23 protein-coding genes are annotated in these 20965 nt (G+C 32.6%); 8 read left to right on the forward strand and 15 right to left on the reverse strand.

Annotated elements, in window-relative coordinates:
• Positions 1-25: 25 nt before the first annotated feature.
• Both PMI10_RS02705 and PMI10_RS02710 read left to right on the forward strand, forming a co-directional pair.
• Entirely contained in the window at positions 26-394 is a 369-nt protein-coding gene (locus tag PMI10_RS02705) for a PUR family DNA/RNA-binding protein (protein WP_035631252.1), read from the forward strand.
• A gap of 160 nt (positions 395-554) precedes the next feature.
• Complete coding sequence (locus PMI10_RS02710) at positions 555-1100, forward strand: RBBP9/YdeN family alpha/beta hydrolase (RefSeq protein ID WP_007804222.1); 546 nt, start codon at positions 555-557, stop codon at positions 1098-1100.
• 59 nt (positions 1101-1159) lie between these two features.
• Here the strand turns inward: PMI10_RS02710 and PMI10_RS02715 are convergent, their stop codons facing one another.
• Entirely contained in the window at positions 1160-1495 is a 336-nt protein-coding gene (locus tag PMI10_RS02715) for a tRNA-binding protein (protein WP_007804224.1), read from the reverse strand.
• A gap of 125 nt (positions 1496-1620) precedes the next feature.
• Between PMI10_RS02715 and PMI10_RS02720 the strand changes: the two genes are divergently transcribed.
• Positions 1621-2514, forward strand: coding sequence for an alpha/beta fold hydrolase (locus PMI10_RS02720; protein ID WP_007804226.1), 894 nt, complete (start codon positions 1621-1623; stop codon positions 2512-2514).
• A 114-nt stretch (positions 2515-2628) separates the two neighbouring features.
• Entirely contained in the window at positions 2629-3183 is a 555-nt protein-coding gene (locus PMI10_RS02725; protein ID WP_007804228.1) for a thioredoxin family protein, read from the forward strand.
• Between the two features lie 75 nt (positions 3184-3258).
• Here the strand turns inward: PMI10_RS02725 and PMI10_RS02730 are convergent, their stop codons facing one another.
• From PMI10_RS02730 to PMI10_RS02770, 9 genes are all read right to left on the reverse strand, one after another.
• Positions 3259-3564 carry a c-type cytochrome gene (locus PMI10_RS02730; RefSeq protein WP_007804230.1) on the reverse strand — a complete coding sequence of 102 codons (306 nt, stop codon included), beginning with the start codon at positions 3562-3564 and terminating at the stop codon, positions 3259-3261.
• Between the two features lie 92 nt (positions 3565-3656).
• The gene (locus PMI10_RS02735; RefSeq protein WP_007804231.1) at positions 3657-4589 is read right to left on the reverse strand and encodes a peptidylprolyl isomerase; all 933 of its coding nucleotides are present in this window, start codon (positions 4587-4589) and stop codon (positions 3657-3659) included.
• 224 nt (positions 4590-4813) lie between these two features.
• Positions 4814-5161: a cupin domain-containing protein gene (locus PMI10_RS02740; protein ID WP_007804233.1), complete on the reverse strand. Its 348-nt coding sequence runs from the start codon at positions 5159-5161 to the stop codon at positions 4814-4816.
• A 16-nt stretch (positions 5162-5177) separates the two neighbouring features.
• Positions 5178-5717 (reverse strand): NADPH-dependent FMN reductase, encoded by a 540-nt coding sequence (locus tag PMI10_RS02745; protein WP_007804235.1) that lies wholly within the window; start codon positions 5715-5717, stop codon positions 5178-5180.
• 9 nt (positions 5718-5726) lie between these two features.
• Positions 5727-6425, reverse strand: a complete 699-nt coding sequence (locus tag PMI10_RS02750; RefSeq protein WP_007804236.1) for an aspartate/glutamate racemase family protein — start codon at positions 6423-6425, stop codon at positions 5727-5729.
• 27 nt (positions 6426-6452) lie between these two features.
• On the reverse strand, positions 6453-7043 hold the full coding sequence (locus PMI10_RS21505; protein WP_007804238.1) for a DUF7010 family protein: 591 nt from the start codon (positions 7041-7043) through the stop codon (positions 6453-6455).
• 22 nt (positions 7044-7065) lie between these two features.
• Entirely contained in the window at positions 7066-7932 is an 867-nt protein-coding gene (locus tag PMI10_RS02760; RefSeq protein ID WP_007804240.1) for an archaemetzincin family Zn-dependent metalloprotease, read from the reverse strand.
• 6 nt (positions 7933-7938) lie between these two features.
• Positions 7939-8811, reverse strand: coding sequence for a sugar phosphate isomerase/epimerase family protein (locus PMI10_RS02765; protein ID WP_007804242.1), 873 nt, complete (start codon positions 8809-8811; stop codon positions 7939-7941).
• Positions 8812-9076: 265 nt separating this feature from the next.
• Positions 9077-9442, reverse strand: a complete 366-nt coding sequence (locus PMI10_RS02770; protein ID WP_007804244.1) for a hypothetical protein — start codon at positions 9440-9442, stop codon at positions 9077-9079.
• A 246-nt stretch (positions 9443-9688) separates the two neighbouring features.
• Here PMI10_RS02770 and trmD point away from each other — a divergent pair, with 246 nt between their 5' ends.
• From trmD to PMI10_RS02785, 3 genes are all read left to right on the forward strand, one after another.
• Positions 9689-10369 carry a tRNA (guanosine(37)-N1)-methyltransferase TrmD gene (gene trmD / locus PMI10_RS02775; protein WP_007804246.1) on the forward strand — a complete coding sequence of 227 codons (681 nt, stop codon included), beginning with the start codon at positions 9689-9691 and terminating at the stop codon, positions 10367-10369.
• A gap of 220 nt (positions 10370-10589) precedes the next feature.
• A complete protein-coding gene (gene rplS, locus PMI10_RS02780) occupies positions 10590-10940 on the forward strand; it encodes a 50S ribosomal protein L19 (RefSeq protein WP_007804248.1) in 351 nt (116 codons plus the stop codon).
• 278 nt (positions 10941-11218) lie between these two features.
• Positions 11219-13441 (forward strand): NADP-dependent isocitrate dehydrogenase, encoded by a 2223-nt coding sequence (locus PMI10_RS02785; protein ID WP_007804250.1) that lies wholly within the window; start codon positions 11219-11221, stop codon positions 13439-13441.
• Between the two features lie 318 nt (positions 13442-13759).
• On the opposite strand, the gene PMI10_RS02790 is transcribed toward PMI10_RS02785, so the two are convergent.
• The 5 genes from PMI10_RS02790 to PMI10_RS02810 all read right to left on the reverse strand — a co-directional run bounded on the left by PMI10_RS02790 (position 13760) and on the right by PMI10_RS02810 (position 19008).
• Entirely contained in the window at positions 13760-14797 is a 1038-nt protein-coding gene (locus PMI10_RS02790) for a hypothetical protein (RefSeq protein ID WP_007804252.1), read from the reverse strand.
• Between the two features lie 53 nt (positions 14798-14850).
• Positions 14851-15651, reverse strand: coding sequence for a hypothetical protein (locus PMI10_RS02795; protein WP_007804254.1), 801 nt, complete (start codon positions 15649-15651; stop codon positions 14851-14853).
• A gap of 50 nt (positions 15652-15701) precedes the next feature.
• The gene (locus PMI10_RS02800; protein ID WP_007804255.1) at positions 15702-16334 is read right to left on the reverse strand and encodes a hypothetical protein; all 633 of its coding nucleotides are present in this window, start codon (positions 16332-16334) and stop codon (positions 15702-15704) included.
• Between the two features lie 55 nt (positions 16335-16389).
• Positions 16390-17925: a YifB family Mg chelatase-like AAA ATPase gene (locus PMI10_RS02805; protein WP_007804257.1), complete on the reverse strand. Its 1536-nt coding sequence runs from the start codon at positions 17923-17925 to the stop codon at positions 16390-16392.
• Between the two features lie 105 nt (positions 17926-18030).
• Complete coding sequence (locus PMI10_RS02810; protein WP_007804259.1) at positions 18031-19008, reverse strand: Gfo/Idh/MocA family protein; 978 nt, start codon at positions 19006-19008, stop codon at positions 18031-18033.
• A gap of 533 nt (positions 19009-19541) precedes the next feature.
• Between PMI10_RS02810 and PMI10_RS02815 the strand changes: the two genes are divergently transcribed.
• Positions 19542-20858, forward strand: coding sequence for an ammonium transporter (locus tag PMI10_RS02815; protein ID WP_007804261.1), 1317 nt, complete (start codon positions 19542-19544; stop codon positions 20856-20858).
• Positions 20859-20965 lie beyond the last annotated feature (107 nt).

Raw genomic sequence — 20965 nt, forward strand, 5'->3', positions numbered from 1 at the left:
TAATTCCAAAATGATAGAACGTATTATGAGAGAAAACGACATGTTAGAAAAAGAAGAGATTTTTTCTAAAGTATTACGAGCAGGAAGAAGAACTTATTTCTTTGATGTGAGAGCAACCAAAGCTGACGATTATTATATTACAATTACCGAAAGTAAAAAATTCACTGAAGAAGACGGCTCTTTTCATTTTAAAAAACACAAAATTTACTTATACAAAGAAGATTTTAGTTCTTTTGCAGAAATATTAGAAGAAATGACTTCATATGTCCTGAACCACAAAGGCGAAGAAGTAATTTCTGAAAGACATCAAAGAGATTTTAAAAAAGAATACGGTTCCGATAAACCTGAGGGACAAAGAACCAGCTTTACCGATATTGATTTTGACGATATTTAGTTCAAAATAACTTTTTAAAAAGTACGAGTCCAACATGTCCTGCATTTTGGACTTTTTTTATATATTTAAACTTCTGTTTCTAAAAGTTATAAACGAAATCCAACATTAAATATTACGATTCAGATACCAATAAAAATAATCTCTAAAAAAATCCACGGCAATGGAAACAAATTTATTAATATTACCAGGACTGGGAAACTCAGGCGAAAAACATTGGCAAACCTTTTGGCATGAAAAATTTAAAAACTCCAATCGAATTGTTCAGGACAATTGGGATGAACCTATTCGTGAAGAATGGATCGAAAAACTAAACGAAGAAATTTCTAAGCTAAACAGTCCGACTATTCTTGTAGCACACAGTTTGGCGGTTTCTTTGGTTCTGCATTGGGCAGCTTCAAATAATAACAAAAATATAGTTGGTGCTTTATTGGTAGCTCCTGCAGATGTAGATTCGCCTCAGCATACTCCGGAAAGCGTTAGAAACTTTTCTCCAATGCCAACTATAAAATTACCTTTTCCATCAATTGTTGTGGCCAGCGAAAATGATCCTTACGCTTCTTTTGAAAGAAAAGAATATTTTGCCGAAAAATGGGGAAGCGATTTTGTAAATGTGGGACAAAAAGGACACATCAACTCTGATTCTGATTTAAAATATTGGGAAGAAGGACAATTGATTTTAGAACAATTGATCGAGAAAATTTCTTAGTTTTCAGTCACAGTTTTCAGTATTTAACTATAACTGAAAACTGTGACTGAATAGTAAAACTAACCTATTCGTAATCCGTTTTCTATTTTAAAATCGGGAGCTAATAAAATAACGTCTCCCTCTTGGCCTACGGCGCCAAGGACCAGACATTCGCTCATGAATTTACCTATTTGCTTTTTAGGAAAATTAACAACGGCTACAATTTGTCTGTTTAATAAATCTTCTTTTGAATAACGTCTGGTAATTTGTGCCGAAGATTTTCGGACACCTATTTCTGTTCCAAAATCAATCGTAAGCTGATAAGCAGGTTTTCTTGCTTCTGGAAAATCACTTACTTCAACTATAGTTCCAACACGCATGTCGACTTTTTCAAATTCGCTCCAGGTTAAATCCATATTCTTTTAAATTCTTTACTTTTTACAAACCTATTAATTTTGTAATTATTACTCCTAATTCTATAATTATTTTTTTAGTGTATCCTTTAATTTTATAGATTAAGTTAACGCTAAAAAAATACAAAATGGAAAATAATTTAATAAACACCTTTGAAGCTATCAGTGAATCAGATTTTGATGTCCTGCAGCAAAATACAGATAAGTACGTTGAAACTGCTCAAAACGTAAAACTATACGTAAAAGATTATGGTAAAGGAAAACCGGTAATCCTGATTCATGGATGGCCGCTTTCTAATGAAATGTGGGAATATCAAATACAATTTTTAGTGCAGAATAATTTTAGGGTAATTGCTTACGACCGCCGTGGTTTTGGTAAATCATCACAACCCTGGGATGGTTATGATTATGATACTCTGACAGATGATTTAAGTGAAATTATTAATCAGCTACAGTTAGAAAATGTAACGCTTGTAGGTTTTTCTATGGGTGGTGGTGAAGTAGTTCGTTATTTTAGCCGTCATAACGGAAAAGGGGTTACAAAAGCAGCCTTAATTTCGTCAATTATTCCTTTTTTATTAAAAACCGATGATAATCCTGATGGACATCCCAGAGAAAAAAGTGAAATAACTGCAGCTGCTATCAAAGAAGACCGAATAGGATTTGTAGATAATTTTGGAAAAACGTTTTTCGGTATAAATATCATCAATAAACCATTAAGTACTCCTTTATTGGAATATTACAGAATGTTATGCTCTTTTGCTTCTCCGCGTGCAACATTAAAATGTGCCGAATCTTTTTCGAATACCGATTTTAGAGACGAACTTCATACAATAAAAGTCCCTACCTTAATTATTCATGGAGATGATGATAAAATAGTTCCGATTGGGCTTACTTCACAAAAAGCATCCGAGTCAATTAAGAACAATACCTATATTGTTTATGAAGGCGCTCCACACGGATTATTTTATACTGAAAGAGAACGACTAAATGAAGATTTACTTGATTTTTTAAATTCATAACTAATATATCCAAAGAGCCGGCTATTTAAAATAAACGCCTCTTTGGATATTTTTTATCCTTGTGCTCTTTCTTTTAAGAATTTAAAGATTATTTTTGAATAAAGATTCTAAAAAATGGCACAAACTCCTTCAAATATGTTACCTCTTGGAACTATTGCTCCAGAGTTCAGACTTAAAGACACGAATTCTAACTATGACTATACGTTTGAAGATTTAAAAGGATCGAAAGGAACTCTTGTCATTTTTATGTGCAACCATTGTCCATTTGTGCTTCATGTCATCAATGAAATTGTTATGATTGCAAATGATTATCGGGTCCAAGGGCTTGGTGTAATTGCAATTTCAAGTAATGATATTGAAAAGTTTCCGCAGGATTCTCCGGAAATGATGACCGAATTTGCTTTTAAGAACAAAATAGATTTTCCGTATTTATTTGACGAAAGTCAGGAAGTTGCCAAAGCATATGATGCTGCCTGTACCCCTGATTTTTATTTATTTGATAATCGAAATCGTTTATTTTACCGTGGACAATTGGATGATTCGAGACCTAATAATGGAATTCCGTTAAGCGGAAGTGATTTACGAAGTGCTATTGATGCCCTGATTTATAACAGAAGTCTCAAAAACCCTCAAAAACCAAGTATTGGTTGTAATATCAAGTGGAAGTAAAACACGAATTTCACCAATTTACACTAAATAGCTTCGTGCAAATTGATGAAATTTGTGATTGTATTTTTTTACTTTTTATAATTGCGAATGAATATAATCCGTAATCGAGGCCATCTGAACATCATCCAGCTTCGCTTTTTTCTGCATCTTTACCAAAATTGGGTGCCATTCTTCCTGTGTAAATTTTTTCGGCTCGAATAATTTGTGGCATTTTGCACAATTGTTAGAATACAGGCTCTGACCTTCTGCTAATTCAGGCGTCAAAGCCTCAGCTTTTACAGTTTCAGCTGGCTGTGCTGCAGCAACTGGAGTGTTTTTTTGTGTACCGCAGGAAACCATAAACACGATTACTGCTGCAAGGGTAAAAAATTTATATTTCATTGACTATGTTTTTTAAGTAAATATAAAAAAAATCCCATTCGTCAAGCGAATGGGATTCATTATTAAGATTAATTTAAAACTAATCTAATTACTTATTTTACGTCCATTAATTCAACGTCAAAAATCAAAGTTGCATTTGGTGGAATAACTCCTCCTGCACCAGCTGCGCCATAAGCTAAATCAGATGGAATTACAAAACGGGCTTTGTCTCCTACCTGCAATAAAGCGATACCTTCATCCCAGCCTTCGATAACCTGACCTTGTCCTAATCTGAACTCGATTGGTTTTTTGCGTGGGTAAGATGAATCAAAAACTTTTCCTGTTTCTAAAGATCCTTCGTAATGTACCGAAACCGTTTTACCTGCCTCAGCTTTTTTACCATCTCCTTTTTGAATCATTTTATAACGTAAACCACTATCCGTTTTATCAAAACCAGCAGCCAATTGTTCCATTTTTGCTTCAGATTCTGCTTTTAAAGCTGCATCACGTTTAAGTCGGGCACCTTTTAAAGCGATGAAAGCTTCAATAGCATTCCATTTCTCTGCTTCTTCTCCAACTCTGATGATTTCTACCGTTTCAAGAGCATCACCCTGAGCAACAGCATCAACAACATCCTGACCTTCGATAACATGTCCAAAAACAGTATGCTTACCGTCTAACCATGAAGTTGGAACGTGTGTGATGTAAAATTGAGAACCATTAGTTGCAGGACCTGAATTTGCCATTGCCAAAACTCCCGGACGATCGTGTTTTAAACTTGGGTGAAATTCGTCATCAAATTTATAACCAGGATCTCCTGTTCCTGTTCCCTTAGGACAACCTCCCTGAATCATAAAATCAGGAATTACTCTGTGAAATGTTAATCCATCATAGAATTTATTCCCTTGAGGCTTTACTTTATTTTCCATATTTCCTTCTGCAAGAGCTACAAAATTCCCTACGGTACCAGGAGCTAAATCATGCGCAAGTTTTACTAAAATCGAACCTTTACTTGTGTTGAATTTAGCGTATATTCCGTTTTCCATTGTTGTTATTTTTAATTTTGAATGCAAATTTACGAATTAATTTTATATCAATTTGTGCTTTCTATTTTTTAGGATTTGATTTGTAAGTAAGTCTGGAGACTAATAATGATAATAGTACAAAACTACACATCCGATAGTTACCGCTTGCCATTATTCAGGTTTCTACAGTAATAATCCATAGGCAGAACCTGCAATTACACTTTCTATTGAAAAAAGGACATTTATTATTTCATAAAGTCTTCCCGCATCGGGCTAAAAACATCTATGAGCATTCCTTCTTCTACACATAAAACTCCATGAATTGCATGTGGAGGAATGTAAAAACTATCTCCTTCTTTCAGCATTTTTGTAACTCCGTTTATAGTAACATCAAATTTCCCTTTTGCCACATACGTAACCTGAGTATGATAATGCTCATGCAAAGTACCAATAGCTCCGGTTTCAAAATAGACATTGACTAACATTGCGCGATTATCAAAAGCTAAAATTTTACGTTTTATACCTTCACCTACAATTTCCCACTCTATTTCTTCTGCAAAAAGAAACTCATTACTTGTAACAGAACTTTCCATACTTTTTTATTTATTATTAATTTTCAATATGTTTTTCAAAATTCCTGATGAATTCCCGAAGATTAAGCAACGTTTTTTCATCAATAATATTCCCTTCATCATCTAATTTACCTCGAATTCCCTGTATCAAAAGCTGCGTTTTATCATCAAACTTAGCTTCAATCGTTTTCATTATCAGGCTTAATTGCTCATGTCCCTTTTCTCCGGATGCCGAAGCAGTTATCAGACCTACTTTTTTATTTGAAAAAACTGTTGTCGAAACACACCATTCCAAGGCGTTTTTTAAACTTCCCGGTAAACTGAAAACATATTCCGGCGTACAGATTATTACACCATCAGCAGCCAAAATTTTATTTCTGAAAATCGTTACTTCTTCCGGTGGATTTTCGGTATCTAAATCCGGATTAAAGTGCGGAATACTTTCTAAATCTTCGAATATTTCAACCTCATACTGACTATTTGTATGTTCAGAAATAAATTTCAGAATTTTAAAATTACTGGAATTCTTTCTTGTACTTCCGGAAACAGCAATTATTTTTTTCTTATTGTCAGGCATTTCAATTTTTTAATCTAATGAAACGGCAAAATTTACCGCTGCTTCCGAATGTATTTTTGTGGTATCAAAAACCGGGACCGCAACATCTTCCTGACTAATCAACATTGGAATTTCAGTACAGCCCAAAATAATTCCTTCAGCACCATTTTCAATTAATTTTTCAATAATAGAAAGGTAGGCTCTTTTGGTTTGTTCCTTGATTATTCCCCGTCCTAACTCTTCTTTTAAAGTCTGCTGAATAAAATCTCGTTCTTCTTGAAGAAAAGGAACAATTGCTTCTATATTATTTTCTGTAAGTTTTTTGAAATAAAAATCCATCTCCATGGTGAATTTTGTTCCCAACAAACCTACTTTCTTTAATCCTTGTTCATTTATTTTGTTTGCTGTAGCTGTTGCAACATGAATAATAGGAAGCTGTATTTCTTTTTCAAGTCTGTCTGAAACTGCATGCGCTGTATTAGCACATAAAACAATTGCTTCGGCACCACTTTTTTCTAAACTTTTACAGGCATTTAAAAGCAATTCAAAAGTTGCATCCCAATTGTCATTCGTATTATTTCTCTGAAAATCATCAAAATTCAAAGAATAAATAATACACTCTGCAAAATTAAGACCTCCTAATTTCTCGTTGATTCCTTCATTTATAAATCGATAATAATCAATTGTCGAAACCCAGCTGATTCCGCCTACAAGTCCTAGTTTTTTCATATTTAGTGTTTCTTAATTCCGAGATTTTTATTTTACATTATTTATTATTGCTTTCTGACCGCTTATTATCATTTTTACACCATAGCAAATTGTTGAAACTGCACAGCAAATACTAATAATTGCATTAGCCAAATTTACTGTTGTTATTTTTTGAATTATGACATACAGCCCGATAATTGCAACTGCAGAAGTCCAGATTCCCATATAATAATCAAATTTTCTTTTGAATAATTTACCTAAAGGGAAAAAGTGAAGCCCGACGATTAAAGCAAAAAACGGAATAAATAATTCATTATGATTTATGTTTATCAATATATTTTTTGCCAAAAAGATTCCTAATCCTTCCAAACCAAAAATCCACAGAAACCGCTTATCTTTTTTATCTTCTTCATCCGTTTTTTCAATAGCAGAATCAGGTAATGCTTTGTAAAATTTTGTAAAACGGACATAAAAAAATAAAAAGCCTAAAATTACAATCCCAATTAAAACCCCAACAATCCTATTGTCTTTATTCTCTAAATAATATTCGGCAATCAAAGTCCATATTACTGTGTTAATAATCATAAAAAATAGTCCGCCAATTGCTTTTTCGATCTCTTTTTTTGTGTTTAATTCCATTATAATTATTATTTAGTTTTAATTATTTAATACTTACAAGATCATTTTCCATTAATTGTAATTCTTCAGTCAAATTATTACTTTTAAAATAGTTTGCAAGTCCTGTTAACCTTTTTTTATTGTCGTATTTTATGCCGGAGTTTAATTTCTTCTGACAGACAGAACATAATCGAATTGAGTTTCTATCCGTTTCTGATAAGCTATTTGTTCCATTCATGACGCAATTAACCTCAACACAATGATGCAAGCCAAACATATGACCAATTTCGTGCGAGCATATTTTTAATAACCGGGACAGACACAAATTAAAATTGGCTTCCGTTAATTTTCCATCCTGCAACCTATAAATCGAGCTTACCCCAACTTTATCTACATAAGACGCCAATCCGAAAACAAAATTCCATTCCGGTTTAGGATACAAATCTATTTCTGTTAATCCCATTAAAGCAATTCTGTTTAATGGTTTTTCCTTTTTTAAAACACTGTCTAAAATATAACCTGCCAGGAATTGTTCCTGATTTTCATTCCCGATTCTTCTCGCTTGATCAGGAATAATATCATTTGAGATACTTTCTGAAACTTTAGTTTTTAACTGAAAATATATTTCTAAATATTCTCTGACCAATGCAATCTGTTTGGTTTGCAAAGCGTCAAAATTACCAATGGGCTTTATATAAATGATGTTAGCTGCGACCGTCGGAATAGCATGTTTTGATTTCATGAACCCCTCAAAACTCTGTCCTTTTTCTTTATGATCAAATAACCATTCTCCTTCAACCGGTTTAGAAAGTGCAACATCATTATCTTTTATGTTTTCGAAATACTGATTTTCTTTATTTGAATGACATGACCAAAGAAGTATAATGACCAAAAGAGACAGTTTTCTCATAAATGCTTAAATTAAGTTCTTCGAAATAAAATCACAGCTTGTTTTTATAGACTCAAAAGAATTTACTGCAAAATTATTCTCCTGTTCTACAAAAAAGTATTTCATTCCCGCAAGTTTTGCTTCTTTAAAAATAGGTTTAAAGTCTATAGAACCTGAACCGACTTCTGTATTTAAAACCGGTTTCAGTATATCCATGTCCTTAACATGCCACATTTTAAAGCGCCCCGGGTTTTCTCTAAATAATTGCAGTGGATCTTTTCCCGAGCGAACAACCCAATATAAATCCATTTCAAAATAAACCAAATCCTGATCGGTTTCTTTTAATAAAATGTTATAGCCAGTGATTCCGTTATAATTTTCAAATTCAAAATCGTGATTGTGATATGCTAATTTTATATCCGCTTTTTGACACATTCTCCCAGCTTCATTTAATCGGGCAGCAATTTTTTTGTAATCGTCGATATTACTTCTAAAAGGCGGATCTACCCAGGGAATTGTCAAGTATTTGCTCTTTAAAATTTTCGCGGCATTAATTGCAGCTTCGAGCTCAGTTGTATTTCCGTCAGCCAAAAAACTGCCAATTCCGTAATGGCCGCTTATTGCTTTTAGATTGTTTTCGTCTAATATTTTCTTTAATTCGATTGCAGATAATCCCCAAAACTGATCTTTAATCGAAAAACCATATGTTTCAACAGTTGTAAACCCCGCTGAAGCTACTTTTTCTAAAACATCTTTTACATTTTTTGGCAGTTCATCCCGCAAGGTGTACAATTGCAAACCAATTTCTTTTTTATTCATATTGAAAGCTAATGATGGTAAAGCTAAAACAGAGACAACTGCCAAACCGCTATTTTTTATAAAGTTTCGTCTGGAGGTCATATTTTATTTTGGAATTTATACAGTAAATTTAACTTTATTTATCAGATTTTGGATCATCAAAATTATCAAAATAAGTAAAATCTTTGGTTATTTTTCCGTTTTCAATTGTGAAGATAGTACAAACAGGCAACCTGAGCTTTGAACTGTCTGCAGCAGTTCCTGTTGAAACAAATTTTACAATAATATGTTCCTCATCTACAGGATAGATGTTTAACTTTATCGCAAGTACAGAAGGTAAAATTATTTAATAACCAGATGGGTGTAATTATTTTACACTAAGCGAACTCGTGCTTATCAATTCACCTGCATTAATTTGCTGGGGTGGAAATACTTGTTTTTCTTTTCGCCATGAAGCAACTCTTCCTTCCGTATTTATATAAACAAACATATAATTCCAATAGTTTGAACCCGCTATTGTAGAACTATGCTGATTATTTGAATTTGCATAAACTTGATCTGCGTAAATAAGTATTTCACCTTTTTTATCATTATTTAAGATACGTATTGGCAACCCCCAGCTTTTAATAAAGCTTTGTTCAGTTTTCCCTACCCATGTATCCATCGCTTTTTTTTCTGTTGAACATGATGCGTGAATAATCAATATAGCGGCTAAGAAAATTATTTTTTTCATAAAGATTTTATTTACTTATTCTAGATCATTATTTTTCCGAATAAAAGTAAGAAAAATTTCCATATAATAAAACTAATTTATTGTTTATCAATATATTAATTATTTTTGTTTAAAAAATAAAGCATTATAAAAGCTCCATTTTTATTTTTAAAACCGATATCTGTTAATCGTCTCCAATTTTTAAATATTTAAATTCTCAAATATTTACTTTGTATCTTTGCGCTTTACAATTTTGAAGAAAAAAAAATGCGAATTGACATTATAACGATTTTGCCGGAATTATTAAAAAGCCCGTTTGAGGCTTCGATTATGAAACGTGCCATTGATAAGGGTTTGGTTGAAGTTCATTTTCATAATTTACGTGATTATACCACTAATAGACAAAAAAGTGTCGATGATTATCCGTTTGGCGGAGGCGCCGGAATGGTAATGACGGTTCAGCCAATTGATGCCTGCATTACACATTTGAAAAGTGAACGCGAATATGATGAGATTATTTATATGTCTCCGGATGGTGAAACGCTGAACCAAAAAATGGCTAACACAATGTCAATGTATGAAAACATTATTATTTTGTGTGGACATTATAAAGGTGTAGATCAACGTGTACGCGATCATTTTATTACTAAAGAAATTTCGATTGGCGATTATGTATTATCCGGCGGTGAATTAGGCGCTTTGGTTTTGTCTGATGCATTAATCCGATTAATTCCCGGTGTTTTAAGCGATGAAACTTCGGCATTGACAGATAGTTTTCAGGACAATTTGCTTTCAGGACCAATTTATACAAGACCGGCAGACTATAAAGGATGGAAAGTCCCGGAAGTTTTAACCAGCGGGCATTTTGCTAAAATTGACAAATGGCGCGAAGATATGGCTTATGAACATACTAAAAACAGACGTCCAGATTTGCTTGAAGAGAAATAAGAGTTTTCAGTCTCAGTCTCAGTTTCCAGATTGGATTCGCCAAAGATTGAGATTGAGACTGAAAACTGCGACTAACTACCATTTTATCAAATACTTAAAATAATTTATAATTTACAATTTATAATTCATAATTATTTTCTACATTTGCACCCGAATTAGACTAACCTCTGGCGAGATCCGTGAATGTTGCTCTATATAAAAACCATAATTATAAGATATCATGGCAGATTTAATGAAATTCGTTCAAACCGAATTAGTTGCTAAAAAAGATTTCCCTGTTTTTGGAGCTGGAGATACTATCACAGTTTTCTACGAAATTAAAGAGGGTGAAAAAACAAGAACTCAGTTTTTTAAAGGAGTTGTTATTCAAAGAAGAGGTTCTGGTAACACAGAAACTTTCACTATTCGTAAAATGTCAGGAGCTATTGGAGTTGAGCGTATCTTCCCGGTAAACTTGCCAGCTTTGCAAAAAATTGAAATCAACAAAAAAGGAGCTGTTCGTAGAGCCAGAATTTTCTACTTCAGAGAACTTACTGGTAAAAAAGCTAAGATTAAAGATAAAAGAAGATAATCATTTATCTCTTTGTTATAAAAAACTCGTTTCAGGTAATTTGAAACGAGTTTTTTTTTGGAGGTAATTTTCGAAATACTAAAACTGTAATTTTTCATTATAAAAATCATTGATTTGATAATTTAAAGTCTTCGAAATAACAATCTATTAATTTCAGGATTTATACAGAAAACTAAACCGTTTTCGGACTGTTTTTATTATATTTGCTCCGCTCATTTTGAGCCAACTATACCTTGAAATTGCTGACTCCCAGCGATACGATTATAAAAAAAAAAAAAATGACACAGAATTCAAAAATTTTTTACACCTTAACTGATGAGGCGCCATTGTTAGCGACTTATTCTTTTTTACCTATTGTTCAGGCATTTACTGCTACGGCCGGTATTGCTATTGAAACCAGAGACATTTCGTTAGCAGGTAGAATTTTATCTAATTTTCCTGAATTTTTAACAGATGCCCAGAAAACAGGTGATGCTTTGGCTGAACTAGGTCAATTGGCTACACAACCTGAAGCTAACATCATTAAATTACCAAACGTATCTGCTTCAGTACCGCAATTAAAAGCAGCTATTACTGAATTACAATCACACGGTTACAAAATACCTGATTTTCCTGAAGAGCCTCAAAATGATGCTGAAAAAGAAATCAAAGCAAAATATGCTAAAGTTTTAGGTTCTGCTGTAAATCCTGTTTTACGTGAAGGAAATTCTGATCGTAGAGCACCAAGAGCAGTAAAAAACTTCGCAAAAGCAAATCCACACTCAATGGGTGCTTGGTCTGCTGACTCAAAAACTAAAGTTGCTTCAATGTCAAATGGTGATTTCTACGGAAGTGAAAAGTCACTAACTGTTGCAGAAGCTAATGATGTAAAAATCGAATTTGTGGCGAAAGACGGAACAACTACTGTTTTAAAAGCAAGTACTCCCCTTAAAGCCGGTGAAATTATTGACAGTTCTGTTTTAAGTGTAAAAACTTTAAAATCTTTTGCTGCTGAAGCTATTGCTGAGGCTAAAAAAGAAGGCGTTTTACTTTCTGTGCATTTAAAGGCAACTATGATGAAAGTTTCAGATCCAATTATCTTTGGCGCTATCGTTGAAGTTTATTTTGCCGATGTTTTCAAAAAATATGAAGCTTTATTCAATGAAATAAATATTGATACCAGAAATGGTTTAGGCGATATCTATGCAAAAATTGCAGGAAGACCTGAACAGGCTGCAGTTGAAGCTGACATTACTAAAGCTATCGAAAACGGACCAGCTTTAGCAATGGTAAATTCTGATAAAGGAATTACCAATTTACACGTTCCTTCTGATGTTATTGTTGATGCTTCTATGCCGGCAATGATCCGTACTTCCGGACAAATGTGGAACAAAGAAGGAAAAGCACAAGATACCATCGCTGTTATTCCGGACCGTTCTTACGCCGGACTTTATACTGCAACTATAGATTTCTGTAAAAAACATGGTGCTTTTGATCCTAAAACAATGGGAAGTGTTCCTAACGTAGGTTTGATGGCTCAAAAAGCGGAAGAATACGGATCTCATGACAAAACTTTTCAATTACAAGCTGACGGTGTTGTTCGTGTAGTTGACAATAAAGGAACCGTTTTAATGGAACAAAACGTTGAAGCTAATGACATTTTCAGAATGTGTCAGGCAAAAGACGCTCCTATTCAGGACTGGGTTAAATTGGCTGTAAACAGAGCCCGTTTATCTGCTACTCCTGCTGTTTTCTGGTTAGATGAAAACAGAGCACATGACAGAGAATTGATTGTAAAAGTTCAAAAATATTTAAAAGATTACGATACTACAAACTTAGATATCCGTATTTTAAATCCAATTGCTGCAACTGAATTTACTTTAGACAGAATCATCAAAGGTTTAGATACAATCTCAGTAACAGGAAACGTTTTACGTGATTACTTAACTGACTTATTCCCAATTTTAGAACTAGGAACTTCAGCTAAAATGTTATCTATCGTTCCGTTAATGAATGGTGGTGGATTGTTCGAAACCGGTGCCGGAGGTTCTGCTCCTAAACATGTTGAGCAATTTACTCAGGAAGGTTATTTACGTTGGGATTCATTAGGGGAATTTTTAGCTCTTGGTGCTTCATTAGAGCATTTGGGACAAACTTTAAATAATTCTAAAGCGATTGTTTTAGCAGAAACACTTGACGAAGCAAATGACAAATTCTTAGCTAACGATAAATCACCGGCTCGTAAAGTAGGTCAGATTGACAACCGTGGTTCTCACTTTTATTTAGCATTTTATTGGGCTCAGGCTTTGGCTGCCCAAAACAAAGATGCCGAATTGAAAGCTATCTTTACTCCAATTGCTGCTGAATTTGAAGCTAATGAATCTAAAATTGATGCTGAATTAATTGGTGCTCAGGGGAAACCTCAAAATATTGGTGGTTATTACCAACCAACTCCTGAATTAACCAGTAAAGCAATGCGTCCTAGCGAAACATTCAATTCTATTATTGCTAAAATAGCATAATTAAAAAATAGTAAAACCTATTTATATTCAAAAGACAACTGGAAACGGTTGTCTTTTTTTTGCTGATAGTAAAATGAAATTTAAAAGCTAATTAAAGCAATTAACAAGATGCCCTGCACAGTTGAACTATATATAATGAATGGACACCGATAACTGAACCAAAATGTTTAAAACAAAAATCCTCTAAAGAAATTTGATTATCATAATCTGGAAAGAAAAACGGTAAAACTAGATGATGTATTGAAATTGATAATGGCTTATGAAACAGATTAAATTAAGCTGTTTTAAAATAAGTAGCTTTTTTGTTTTAATTCTTAATCAATCTTTTATATCCTTAAAATGTTTTACAGCTATTTCTATATCAGGCAGAATTTCAGTATATCTTTCAATCACTTTATTAAAATGCATATCCAAATATTGTTTTTCTCTTTTTAATTTTTGTATATCGATAATTCCGTTTTTTGCAGAACGAAATAATGACTTTGTTCTGTCATCGGTTCTTAATTTATTTAATTCTTTTAAAAAAGGTGTAAAGAACTTCTCTTCAAGAATATAAATATCATACTCGGAGTTATTTTGATATGGTATTATTTCAGCTTGAATCAGAGATGCTAGTGGAAGGAATCTTGCATCAGTATATAACTTTTCAGGATTATCTAACTCTTTTTCTATTTGAGTAGCATAATCTGTAAAATTATCTATTAACTCATTAAGGTTGATATTGAGACTAACTGTGAATTTAGATGTTTCTTTCAAGTAGTCAGTATACTTTTCTCTTATTATTTTAAATATATCTTTTAGCGTAACAATTAAAAAATTAAAGAAGTTCGAATTTTTAATTGCTTCGTTATAGTTGTTGGATTCAAACTTTTCAAAATATTGTATCAAATCAGATTTATCAAGGGAATCAAAAACGGCACAATCTAATGGTGAAAAGATGGTCAATATCGGAATTTGATATTTCTCTTTATTATGTTCTACCAGAAAACTCTGCAAAGATTGAATTTGTTTAGAAATGGGTTCTTGTAATGAATTAATTTCCGATTTCCAACGTTCTCCACTTTTTTTAATTTTTTTTCGTTCGTTAAAGTAATCGAATCCTCTATTTAAAAAGAAACCAAGGAATAAAGTTATAATAGGTAGTATGTCTTTTAGTAAATTACTTTTTTCATTCTTTAAAATAAATAATTTAAAATCTTTATTTTGTAATTCCTTATTTTTAATTAACAAGGAATCTTCTTTTTTAGATAAAACAAGTACTTTTTCAACTTTAATTTTGTGAATTAAAGAATCCTTGCTGTTTGCAAATGATATGTAAAAAAGAAAGAAGATAATTAAAGCGTATCTGTGCTTCATAGTAAATAATTTTATTTTAAGTACTTAAAAATGTTGCTAATTTATTTTAATTTTTATTCATTAAATAGCTTTTCTAATTCAATTATATGAACTTTTTCAATAGGCAACTTTGAAACTTTATCTAGTTTAAGCGTATCAGTAACATTTATAAAAATATATTTATCATTGAAGTATAAAATTTCTCTTTTAGAGGTTGGATATTTTTCTTTTAATATAGATTGTATATTTTCAATATTATCTAATTCACTTGTAATTAAAAAGTTTTTATGGATAATATTGTAAACAGTAATTAATATAATAATATAAAGTACAAGTAATAGAAGGTTAAAATATTTAAAATACTTTTTTAATTTCCCAGTAGCTAAATTATATAATTGATGTAAGTAATTATTCAATATTGTTATGTAAAAAACAGCCCAAATAAATTTGTAAAAAACATCAAACAAATCTCTTGTCTCGCCATTTATAGATTTAATAAACATATATATTGCAATGCTGTAAACAAGAAATAATTGAATTAACAGATTTAAAATTTCCCTTTGTCTTTTTTTCTGAACTTCTAATGGGCCCAATTCTTTATTTGACGTATTTATATTTAGCTCTGGTAGAATGTATTTTCTAAAAAAAGTTCCAATTTCTGTGGCGATTATAATTGAAAAAATGAGTACCAGTATTAATATACCATCGGGAACAATCTGTGAAATTGAAAAAAATCTAATATATGGTATAGATATACTCATTAATTCTATTGATTGCCAAAGACCACCAATAAATGCTGGAACAATTAATATAACATTAAGATGTTCCTTAATATAATTAATAATTTTTGTTGCGCTTATACCTGTTTGAATCATTTATTAAATGTTAATTTAAAGTAGAGCATAGCGGTGGATTGCACATAACATTATTCACCTAAAAGTTCTCTAAATTTATTTTTTATTTCCAATTGGATTGGTTCTATCAATTCTGGAATTTTTTTATACGCAGTTGCGGCTGACATATAGACTTTACTATTAAACAGTGCTCCTTCTCGATTTACAAACTCATTTTCAACATACTGATTAAAAATATCTAATGAGGAAGTAAAATATTTTTCTAATAATTCTTCAATTTCATCATTGAAATAAATCTTATTAAAACTGTAGTACTCGTAAAATTTATTATGAGCGTTACTATAATCGGTAAATTGTGTGTAATTAATTTCTTCAGCTGTTTTATCAGTAGGTACACCTTTTAGCGGAGCTACATAAATTCTTAGCTTAAACAAAGCATCAGTCAAATACTTATAAGTTTCTACCATCACCTCAAATCGCTTTTCGTGAAGTTTAGTAAACTTAAAACTTTCTTTAGATTTCAGGTGGTTAAGCTCCGATTGAAACTGAGAGATTTCTTTTGAATTGATCATTTTTACTTCTTCTAATTTAATATCAAAAGAGTTCTTAATTTTATTTTTTATGCGCTCTGTTATATAAAGAGTAAACAAAGAAGAAATTCCAAGAAACCCAGATATTTGTAAAATGATTTTGACAACTTCCATAAATAATTATTTTTTACTTTATTATATACAAATGTTTAATTTTCAATGATGCAAATTATCCCAGCCATCCATCACGATCCAAACTTCTATACTGAATCGCCTCTGCAATATGTGAGGAAATTATATGCGGAGCAGAATCTAAATCAGCTATAGTTCTCGAAACTTTCAAAATTCTGTCATAAGCTCTTGCTGAAAGATTTAAACGTTCCATTGCCGTTTTCAATAATTGCTTGGATTGATCATCCAAAGGACAAAACTCCCGAATTAATTTACTGCTCATTTGTGCGTTGTAATGAATATTGGCCATTTCTTCAAATCGAACAGATTGAAGTTCTCGGGCTGCCGTAACCCTTTCCCTGATAGAAACACTGCTTTCCGCTTTATTGTCATCTGATAATTTCTCGAAAGGAACCGGTGTAACTTCTATATGAATATCAATCCGATCCAGTAAAGGTCCTGAAATCTTACTCAAATAACGCTGCATTTCATGTGGAGAAGAAGTACTTGGCGAACCCGGATCGTTAAAAAAGCCACTCGGACTTGGGTTCATACTTGCTACCAACATAAAAGAAGAAGGATAGGTTATTGTAAATTTAGCCCTTGAAATAGTAACTTCGCGATCCTCCAGAGGTTGTCTCATAACTTCTAAAACGTCTCTTTTGAATTCCGGTAATTCATCCAAAAACAAAATACCATTGTGTGCCATCGAGATCTCACCGGGCTGCGGATAACTTCCTCCACCAACAAGGGCAACATTAGAAATCGTATGATGCGGACTGCGAAATGGCCGCTGGCTCATTAATCCAACTTCTTTTAGTTTACCGGCAACACTATGAATTTTTGTAGTTTCTAATGCTTCACGCAAAGTCATAGGCGGTAAAATACTTGGTAATCGTTTGGCAAGCATTGTTTTTCCTGCACCGGGCGGTCCAATCAAAATTATGTTATGCCCTCCGGCAGCAGCAATCTCCATACATCGCTTTATACTTTCCTGTCCTCGGACATCTGAAAAATCAAATTCGGGAAAATCGAGGGTTTTATAAAATTCTGCCCTGGTATCAATAGTTGTTGGTTCGAGAGTTCCTTTCCCTTCAAAGAAATCAATAACTTCCTGCACATTTTCGACTCCGTAAACATCTAGTCCGGCAACTATTGCGGCTTCTTTTACATTTTGCTTCGGAAGAAAAAATCCTTTATAACCTTCTTCCTTAGCTTTGATTGCAATTGGTAAAGCGCCTCGAATAGGTTGTAAACCACCATCTAACGAGAGTTCACCCATAATAATATACCGATCAACCTCAGGAGCTTTTATCTGCTCTGACGCTACTAAAATTCCTACGGCCAGTGTCAAATCATAAGCAGAACCTTCTTTGCGTAAATCGGCCGGAGCCATATTAATAGTTATTTTTTTACCCGGCAGCGCATAACCGTTATTTTTAAGAGCTGCAGCAATTCGGTAACTGCTTTCTTTTATCGCATTATCAGGTAATCCTACCAAATGATAACCAATTCCCTTATCTATATTTACCTCAACCGTAATGGTAGTGGCTTCAACCCCAAAAACTGCGCTTCCAAAAACTTTAACCAGCATACTTTAATATCTTTAATTGTAAATTATTGCTAAATCTAATTAAAATAAACGGGATATTTTTAATAAATAAAGTATTACAATTTAAAATAAAATTTCTACGGCAGTCTAAGAAAACTCCAATCCAATCTGTAACTTGACTTCCTCAACCATTTTACTTAAATCCAGACTATTTTGGTGTGACCAGAATTCGCTTTCAATTCGGCTATTCCTAATACAGTTATGACATTCTATAGCTTCATGCGCATATCCTTTCCCAATATTAGGCAAATTGAAATTGGTCTCTTCTTCCTCCTTAAAAATTGAATAACCTTCAGTCATAAACCAGGGCGATTGTATCTCAATCCTCCCTTTAGTACCGCTAATAATCGCTTTCATATCAGAAGTTGAAACAAAACCAGCGTGCAAAACCGCCTGTGCCGATTGATATTGCAAAATCATACTGGTTTGCAAATCAACCCCGGTTGTATGATAGATAGATTTTGCAATAATTTCCGTTGGAATCCCTAGTATAATATAGGACAGAAATAATGGATAAACCCCAATATCAAAAAGAGCGCCTCCGCCTAATTTTTTGTCAGTCAATCGGTTTCCTTCTAATTCATTTACATAAAAAGCAAAATCAGCTTTAAGATATTTAATATCTCCTATCTCATCATTTTTTACTTTTGATAATACTTCCCGAATGGATGGGATAAATCGTGTCCAAAAAGCTTCCATAAAAAATTTATTATATTTTTTTGAAGTTTCTGTCATTTTCATAGCATCATTATACGATAGGGCTAAAGGTTTTTCACACAATACATGTTTACCGTTTTGCATTGCCCTGATTGCTAGTTCAGCATGTGAATCATGCGGTGTTGCAATATAAACGATATCAATTTCATCATCTATAAAAAGAGCATCATAAGAGCCATAAGACTTTTTACAATTGTATTTTTTTGCAAATTCATTTGCTTTATCATTATTTCTGGAAGCTACGCCCGTTAGCTCGGCATCATCTATCAATTGTAAATCAGAGGCAAACTGGCTGGCAATATTTCCTAAACCAATAATTCCCCACCTTATTTTATTTGTATTTTTCATATAACTTTTGCAAATGTGCTAATTTAAAGGACTTATAAAAAGTAATTTAAAATTAACGAAAAGATTCTAAACAAATAGAAAAAATTAAACTTGTATAACTGTATATGTTTTAAAAAACGGGCCAATTGCTGCTATCTGGTGAAAATTATTTAGTTTCTTCAGCATACTGTATTGATGCAAAAGGGAAACATTTTACAACAGTATTATTGGTAATTGTTTCATTTAAAAAATACTATTTGCAACAAGTATTTAGTACTTTTTTATTATAATCTAAAAAAATTTAGAAAAATGATCATAATAAAGTCGTAATTTCTCTCAAAATAAAAATTATAATTATCTTTTTTATCACTAAATTGTCATTTCTTAAATTTTATATTAACGAATTATAAATTTTAAGTCCATTTTAACAAATAGGTGCAAAACAAAGGGGGGTTAAATTGAAAAATTAACAAAAATTAAACATTGACCACTATTTTTGATAGGGGTGTCAAATGATTTTATATTTTTATCAAAATTTTTAAAACTAAATAACTATGCGAAAAATTATTTTAAGTGTGATTCTTATCACTATTTTGGTACTAACCTTTGTATCAAACTTCATCTTATCAGACAACCCGATACCAGCAGAAGCTGTAAAGTTTGATACGGGAGATACAGCTTGGATGATCGTAGCAACTGCATTTGTATTGTTAATGACGCCAGGGCTAGGTTTTTTCTACGGAGGTATGGTTGGTAAGAAAAATGTAATTAGTACAATGCTGCAAAGTTTTATGGCAATGGTAATTGTTACTATTTTATGGGTTGTTGTTGCTTTTGGATTAGCTTTTGGTCCTACTATTGGAGGAATCATTGGAAATCCTACTTCTAATTTATTTTTTCAGGGCGTAGGTACTAGTACTGCATGGAGTCTTGCTCCAACTATTCCTTTTATGTTATTCGCATTATTTCAGGCAAAATTTGCAATCATTACACCAGCTTTAATTACAGGTGCTTTTGCAGAACGTGTACGTTTCTGGGCATACTTATTATTCATGGTTTTATTTATATTACTTATATATGCACCATTATGCCACATGACTTGGCATCCTGACGGGATCTTCTTTAAAATGGGAGTATTAGACTTTGCCGGTGGAACTGTAGTACACATGAGTGCTGGTTGGGCTGCATTAGCAGGAGCTATTTTCTTAGGAAAAAGAAAAGTTCAAAAAGTAAATCCTGCAAGAATTACTTATGTATTATTAGGAACAGGTTTATTATGGTTTGGATGGTTTGGTTTTAATGCAGGATCTGCTTTAGGATCTAACGGTTTAGCTGTTCAGGCTTTAGGAACTACAACTGTTGCTGCTGCAGCAGCAGCTATGGCATGGGTTTTCCTTGATAAAATTTTAGGACACAAATTATCTGCTCTTGGAGCTTGTATTGGAGCTGTAGTTGGTCTTGTTGCGATTACACCTGCTGCAGGTTTTGTAAGTATCCCTCATGCAATTTTTATTGGAGCTTTTGCCGCAATAGTAAGTAACTTTGTAGTAAGTAAATTCCCTAAAGGAAAAATCGATGATGCTCTTGATGTTTTTGCATGTCACGGTGTTGGTGGTATGGTAGGTATGTTGCTAACAGGAGTTTTTGCTTCAAAAGCAATCAACCCGGTTGTTGGTGATAATCAAGGTTTAATTTTTGGAACTCCAACTTTGTTCATCAATCAATTGATAGCATTAATAGCTGTATCAATATTTGCTTTTGTTGGTTCGTATATTTTATTCTTTATCGTTAATAAAATTACACCACTAAGAGTTACTGAAGAAAAAGAAGAATTAGGATTAGACATTTCTCAACACGGAGAATTCTTATAAGAAATTAAATTCGTTTCCTTAATAAAAAAAGCACTCTAAATCTTGTTTTAGAGTGCTTTTTGTTTGAATTAATTTCAACCTGTTATTTACTTATTAGCCTTATTTTT

The sequence above is a fragment of the Flavobacterium sp. CF136 genome, from assembly GCF_000282055.1.
In the GTDB taxonomy this organism is placed as follows: domain Bacteria; phylum Bacteroidota; class Bacteroidia; order Flavobacteriales; family Flavobacteriaceae; genus Flavobacterium.

Excerpts from the sequence above, each read along its gene's own strand:
- PMI10_RS02705 (WP_035631252.1), top strand. The coding sequence starts at position 26 with ATGAGAGAAAACGACATGTTAGAAAAAGAAGAGATTTTTTCTAAAGTA.
- PMI10_RS02710 (WP_007804222.1), top strand. The coding sequence starts at position 555 with ATGGAAACAAATTTATTAATATTACCAGGACTGGGAAACTCAGGCGAA.
- PMI10_RS02715 (WP_007804224.1), bottom strand. The coding sequence starts at position 1,495 with ATGGATTTAACCTGGAGCGAATTTGAAAAAGTCGACATGCGTGTTGGA.
- PMI10_RS02720 (WP_007804226.1), top strand. The coding sequence starts at position 1,621 with ATGGAAAATAATTTAATAAACACCTTTGAAGCTATCAGTGAATCAGAT.
- PMI10_RS02725 (WP_007804228.1), top strand. The coding sequence starts at position 2,629 with ATGGCACAAACTCCTTCAAATATGTTACCTCTTGGAACTATTGCTCCA.
- PMI10_RS02730 (WP_007804230.1), bottom strand. The coding sequence starts at position 3,564 with ATGAAATATAAATTTTTTACCCTTGCAGCAGTAATCGTGTTTATGGTT.
- PMI10_RS02735 (WP_007804231.1), bottom strand. The coding sequence starts at position 4,589 with ATGGAAAACGGAATATACGCTAAATTCAACACAAGTAAAGGTTCGATT.
- PMI10_RS02740 (WP_007804233.1), bottom strand. The coding sequence starts at position 5,161 with ATGGAAAGTTCTGTTACAAGTAATGAGTTTCTTTTTGCAGAAGAAATA.
- PMI10_RS02745 (WP_007804235.1), bottom strand. The coding sequence starts at position 5,717 with ATGCCTGACAATAAGAAAAAAATAATTGCTGTTTCCGGAAGTACAAGA.
- PMI10_RS02750 (WP_007804236.1), bottom strand. The coding sequence starts at position 6,425 with ATGAAAAAACTAGGACTTGTAGGCGGAATCAGCTGGGTTTCGACAATT.
- PMI10_RS21505 (WP_007804238.1), bottom strand. The coding sequence starts at position 7,043 with ATGGAATTAAACACAAAAAAAGAGATCGAAAAAGCAATTGGCGGACTA.
- PMI10_RS02760 (WP_007804240.1), bottom strand. The coding sequence starts at position 7,932 with ATGAGAAAACTGTCTCTTTTGGTCATTATACTTCTTTGGTCATGTCAT.
- PMI10_RS02765 (WP_007804242.1), bottom strand. The coding sequence starts at position 8,811 with ATGACCTCCAGACGAAACTTTATAAAAAATAGCGGTTTGGCAGTTGTC.
- PMI10_RS02770 (WP_007804244.1), bottom strand. The coding sequence starts at position 9,442 with ATGAAAAAAATAATTTTCTTAGCCGCTATATTGATTATTCACGCATCA.
- trmD (WP_007804246.1), top strand. The coding sequence starts at position 9,689 with ATGCGAATTGACATTATAACGATTTTGCCGGAATTATTAAAAAGCCCG.
- rplS (WP_007804248.1), top strand. The coding sequence starts at position 10,590 with ATGGCAGATTTAATGAAATTCGTTCAAACCGAATTAGTTGCTAAAAAA.
- PMI10_RS02785 (WP_007804250.1), top strand. The coding sequence starts at position 11,219 with ATGACACAGAATTCAAAAATTTTTTACACCTTAACTGATGAGGCGCCA.
- PMI10_RS02790 (WP_007804252.1), bottom strand. The coding sequence starts at position 14,797 with ATGAAGCACAGATACGCTTTAATTATCTTCTTTCTTTTTTACATATCA.
- PMI10_RS02795 (WP_007804254.1), bottom strand. The coding sequence starts at position 15,651 with ATGATTCAAACAGGTATAAGCGCAACAAAAATTATTAATTATATTAAG.
- PMI10_RS02800 (WP_007804255.1), bottom strand. The coding sequence starts at position 16,334 with ATGGAAGTTGTCAAAATCATTTTACAAATATCTGGGTTTCTTGGAATT.
- PMI10_RS02805 (WP_007804257.1), bottom strand. The coding sequence starts at position 17,925 with ATGCTGGTTAAAGTTTTTGGAAGCGCAGTTTTTGGGGTTGAAGCCACT.
- PMI10_RS02810 (WP_007804259.1), bottom strand. The coding sequence starts at position 19,008 with ATGAAAAATACAAATAAAATAAGGTGGGGAATTATTGGTTTAGGAAAT.
- PMI10_RS02815 (WP_007804261.1), top strand. The coding sequence starts at position 19,542 with ATGCGAAAAATTATTTTAAGTGTGATTCTTATCACTATTTTGGTACTA.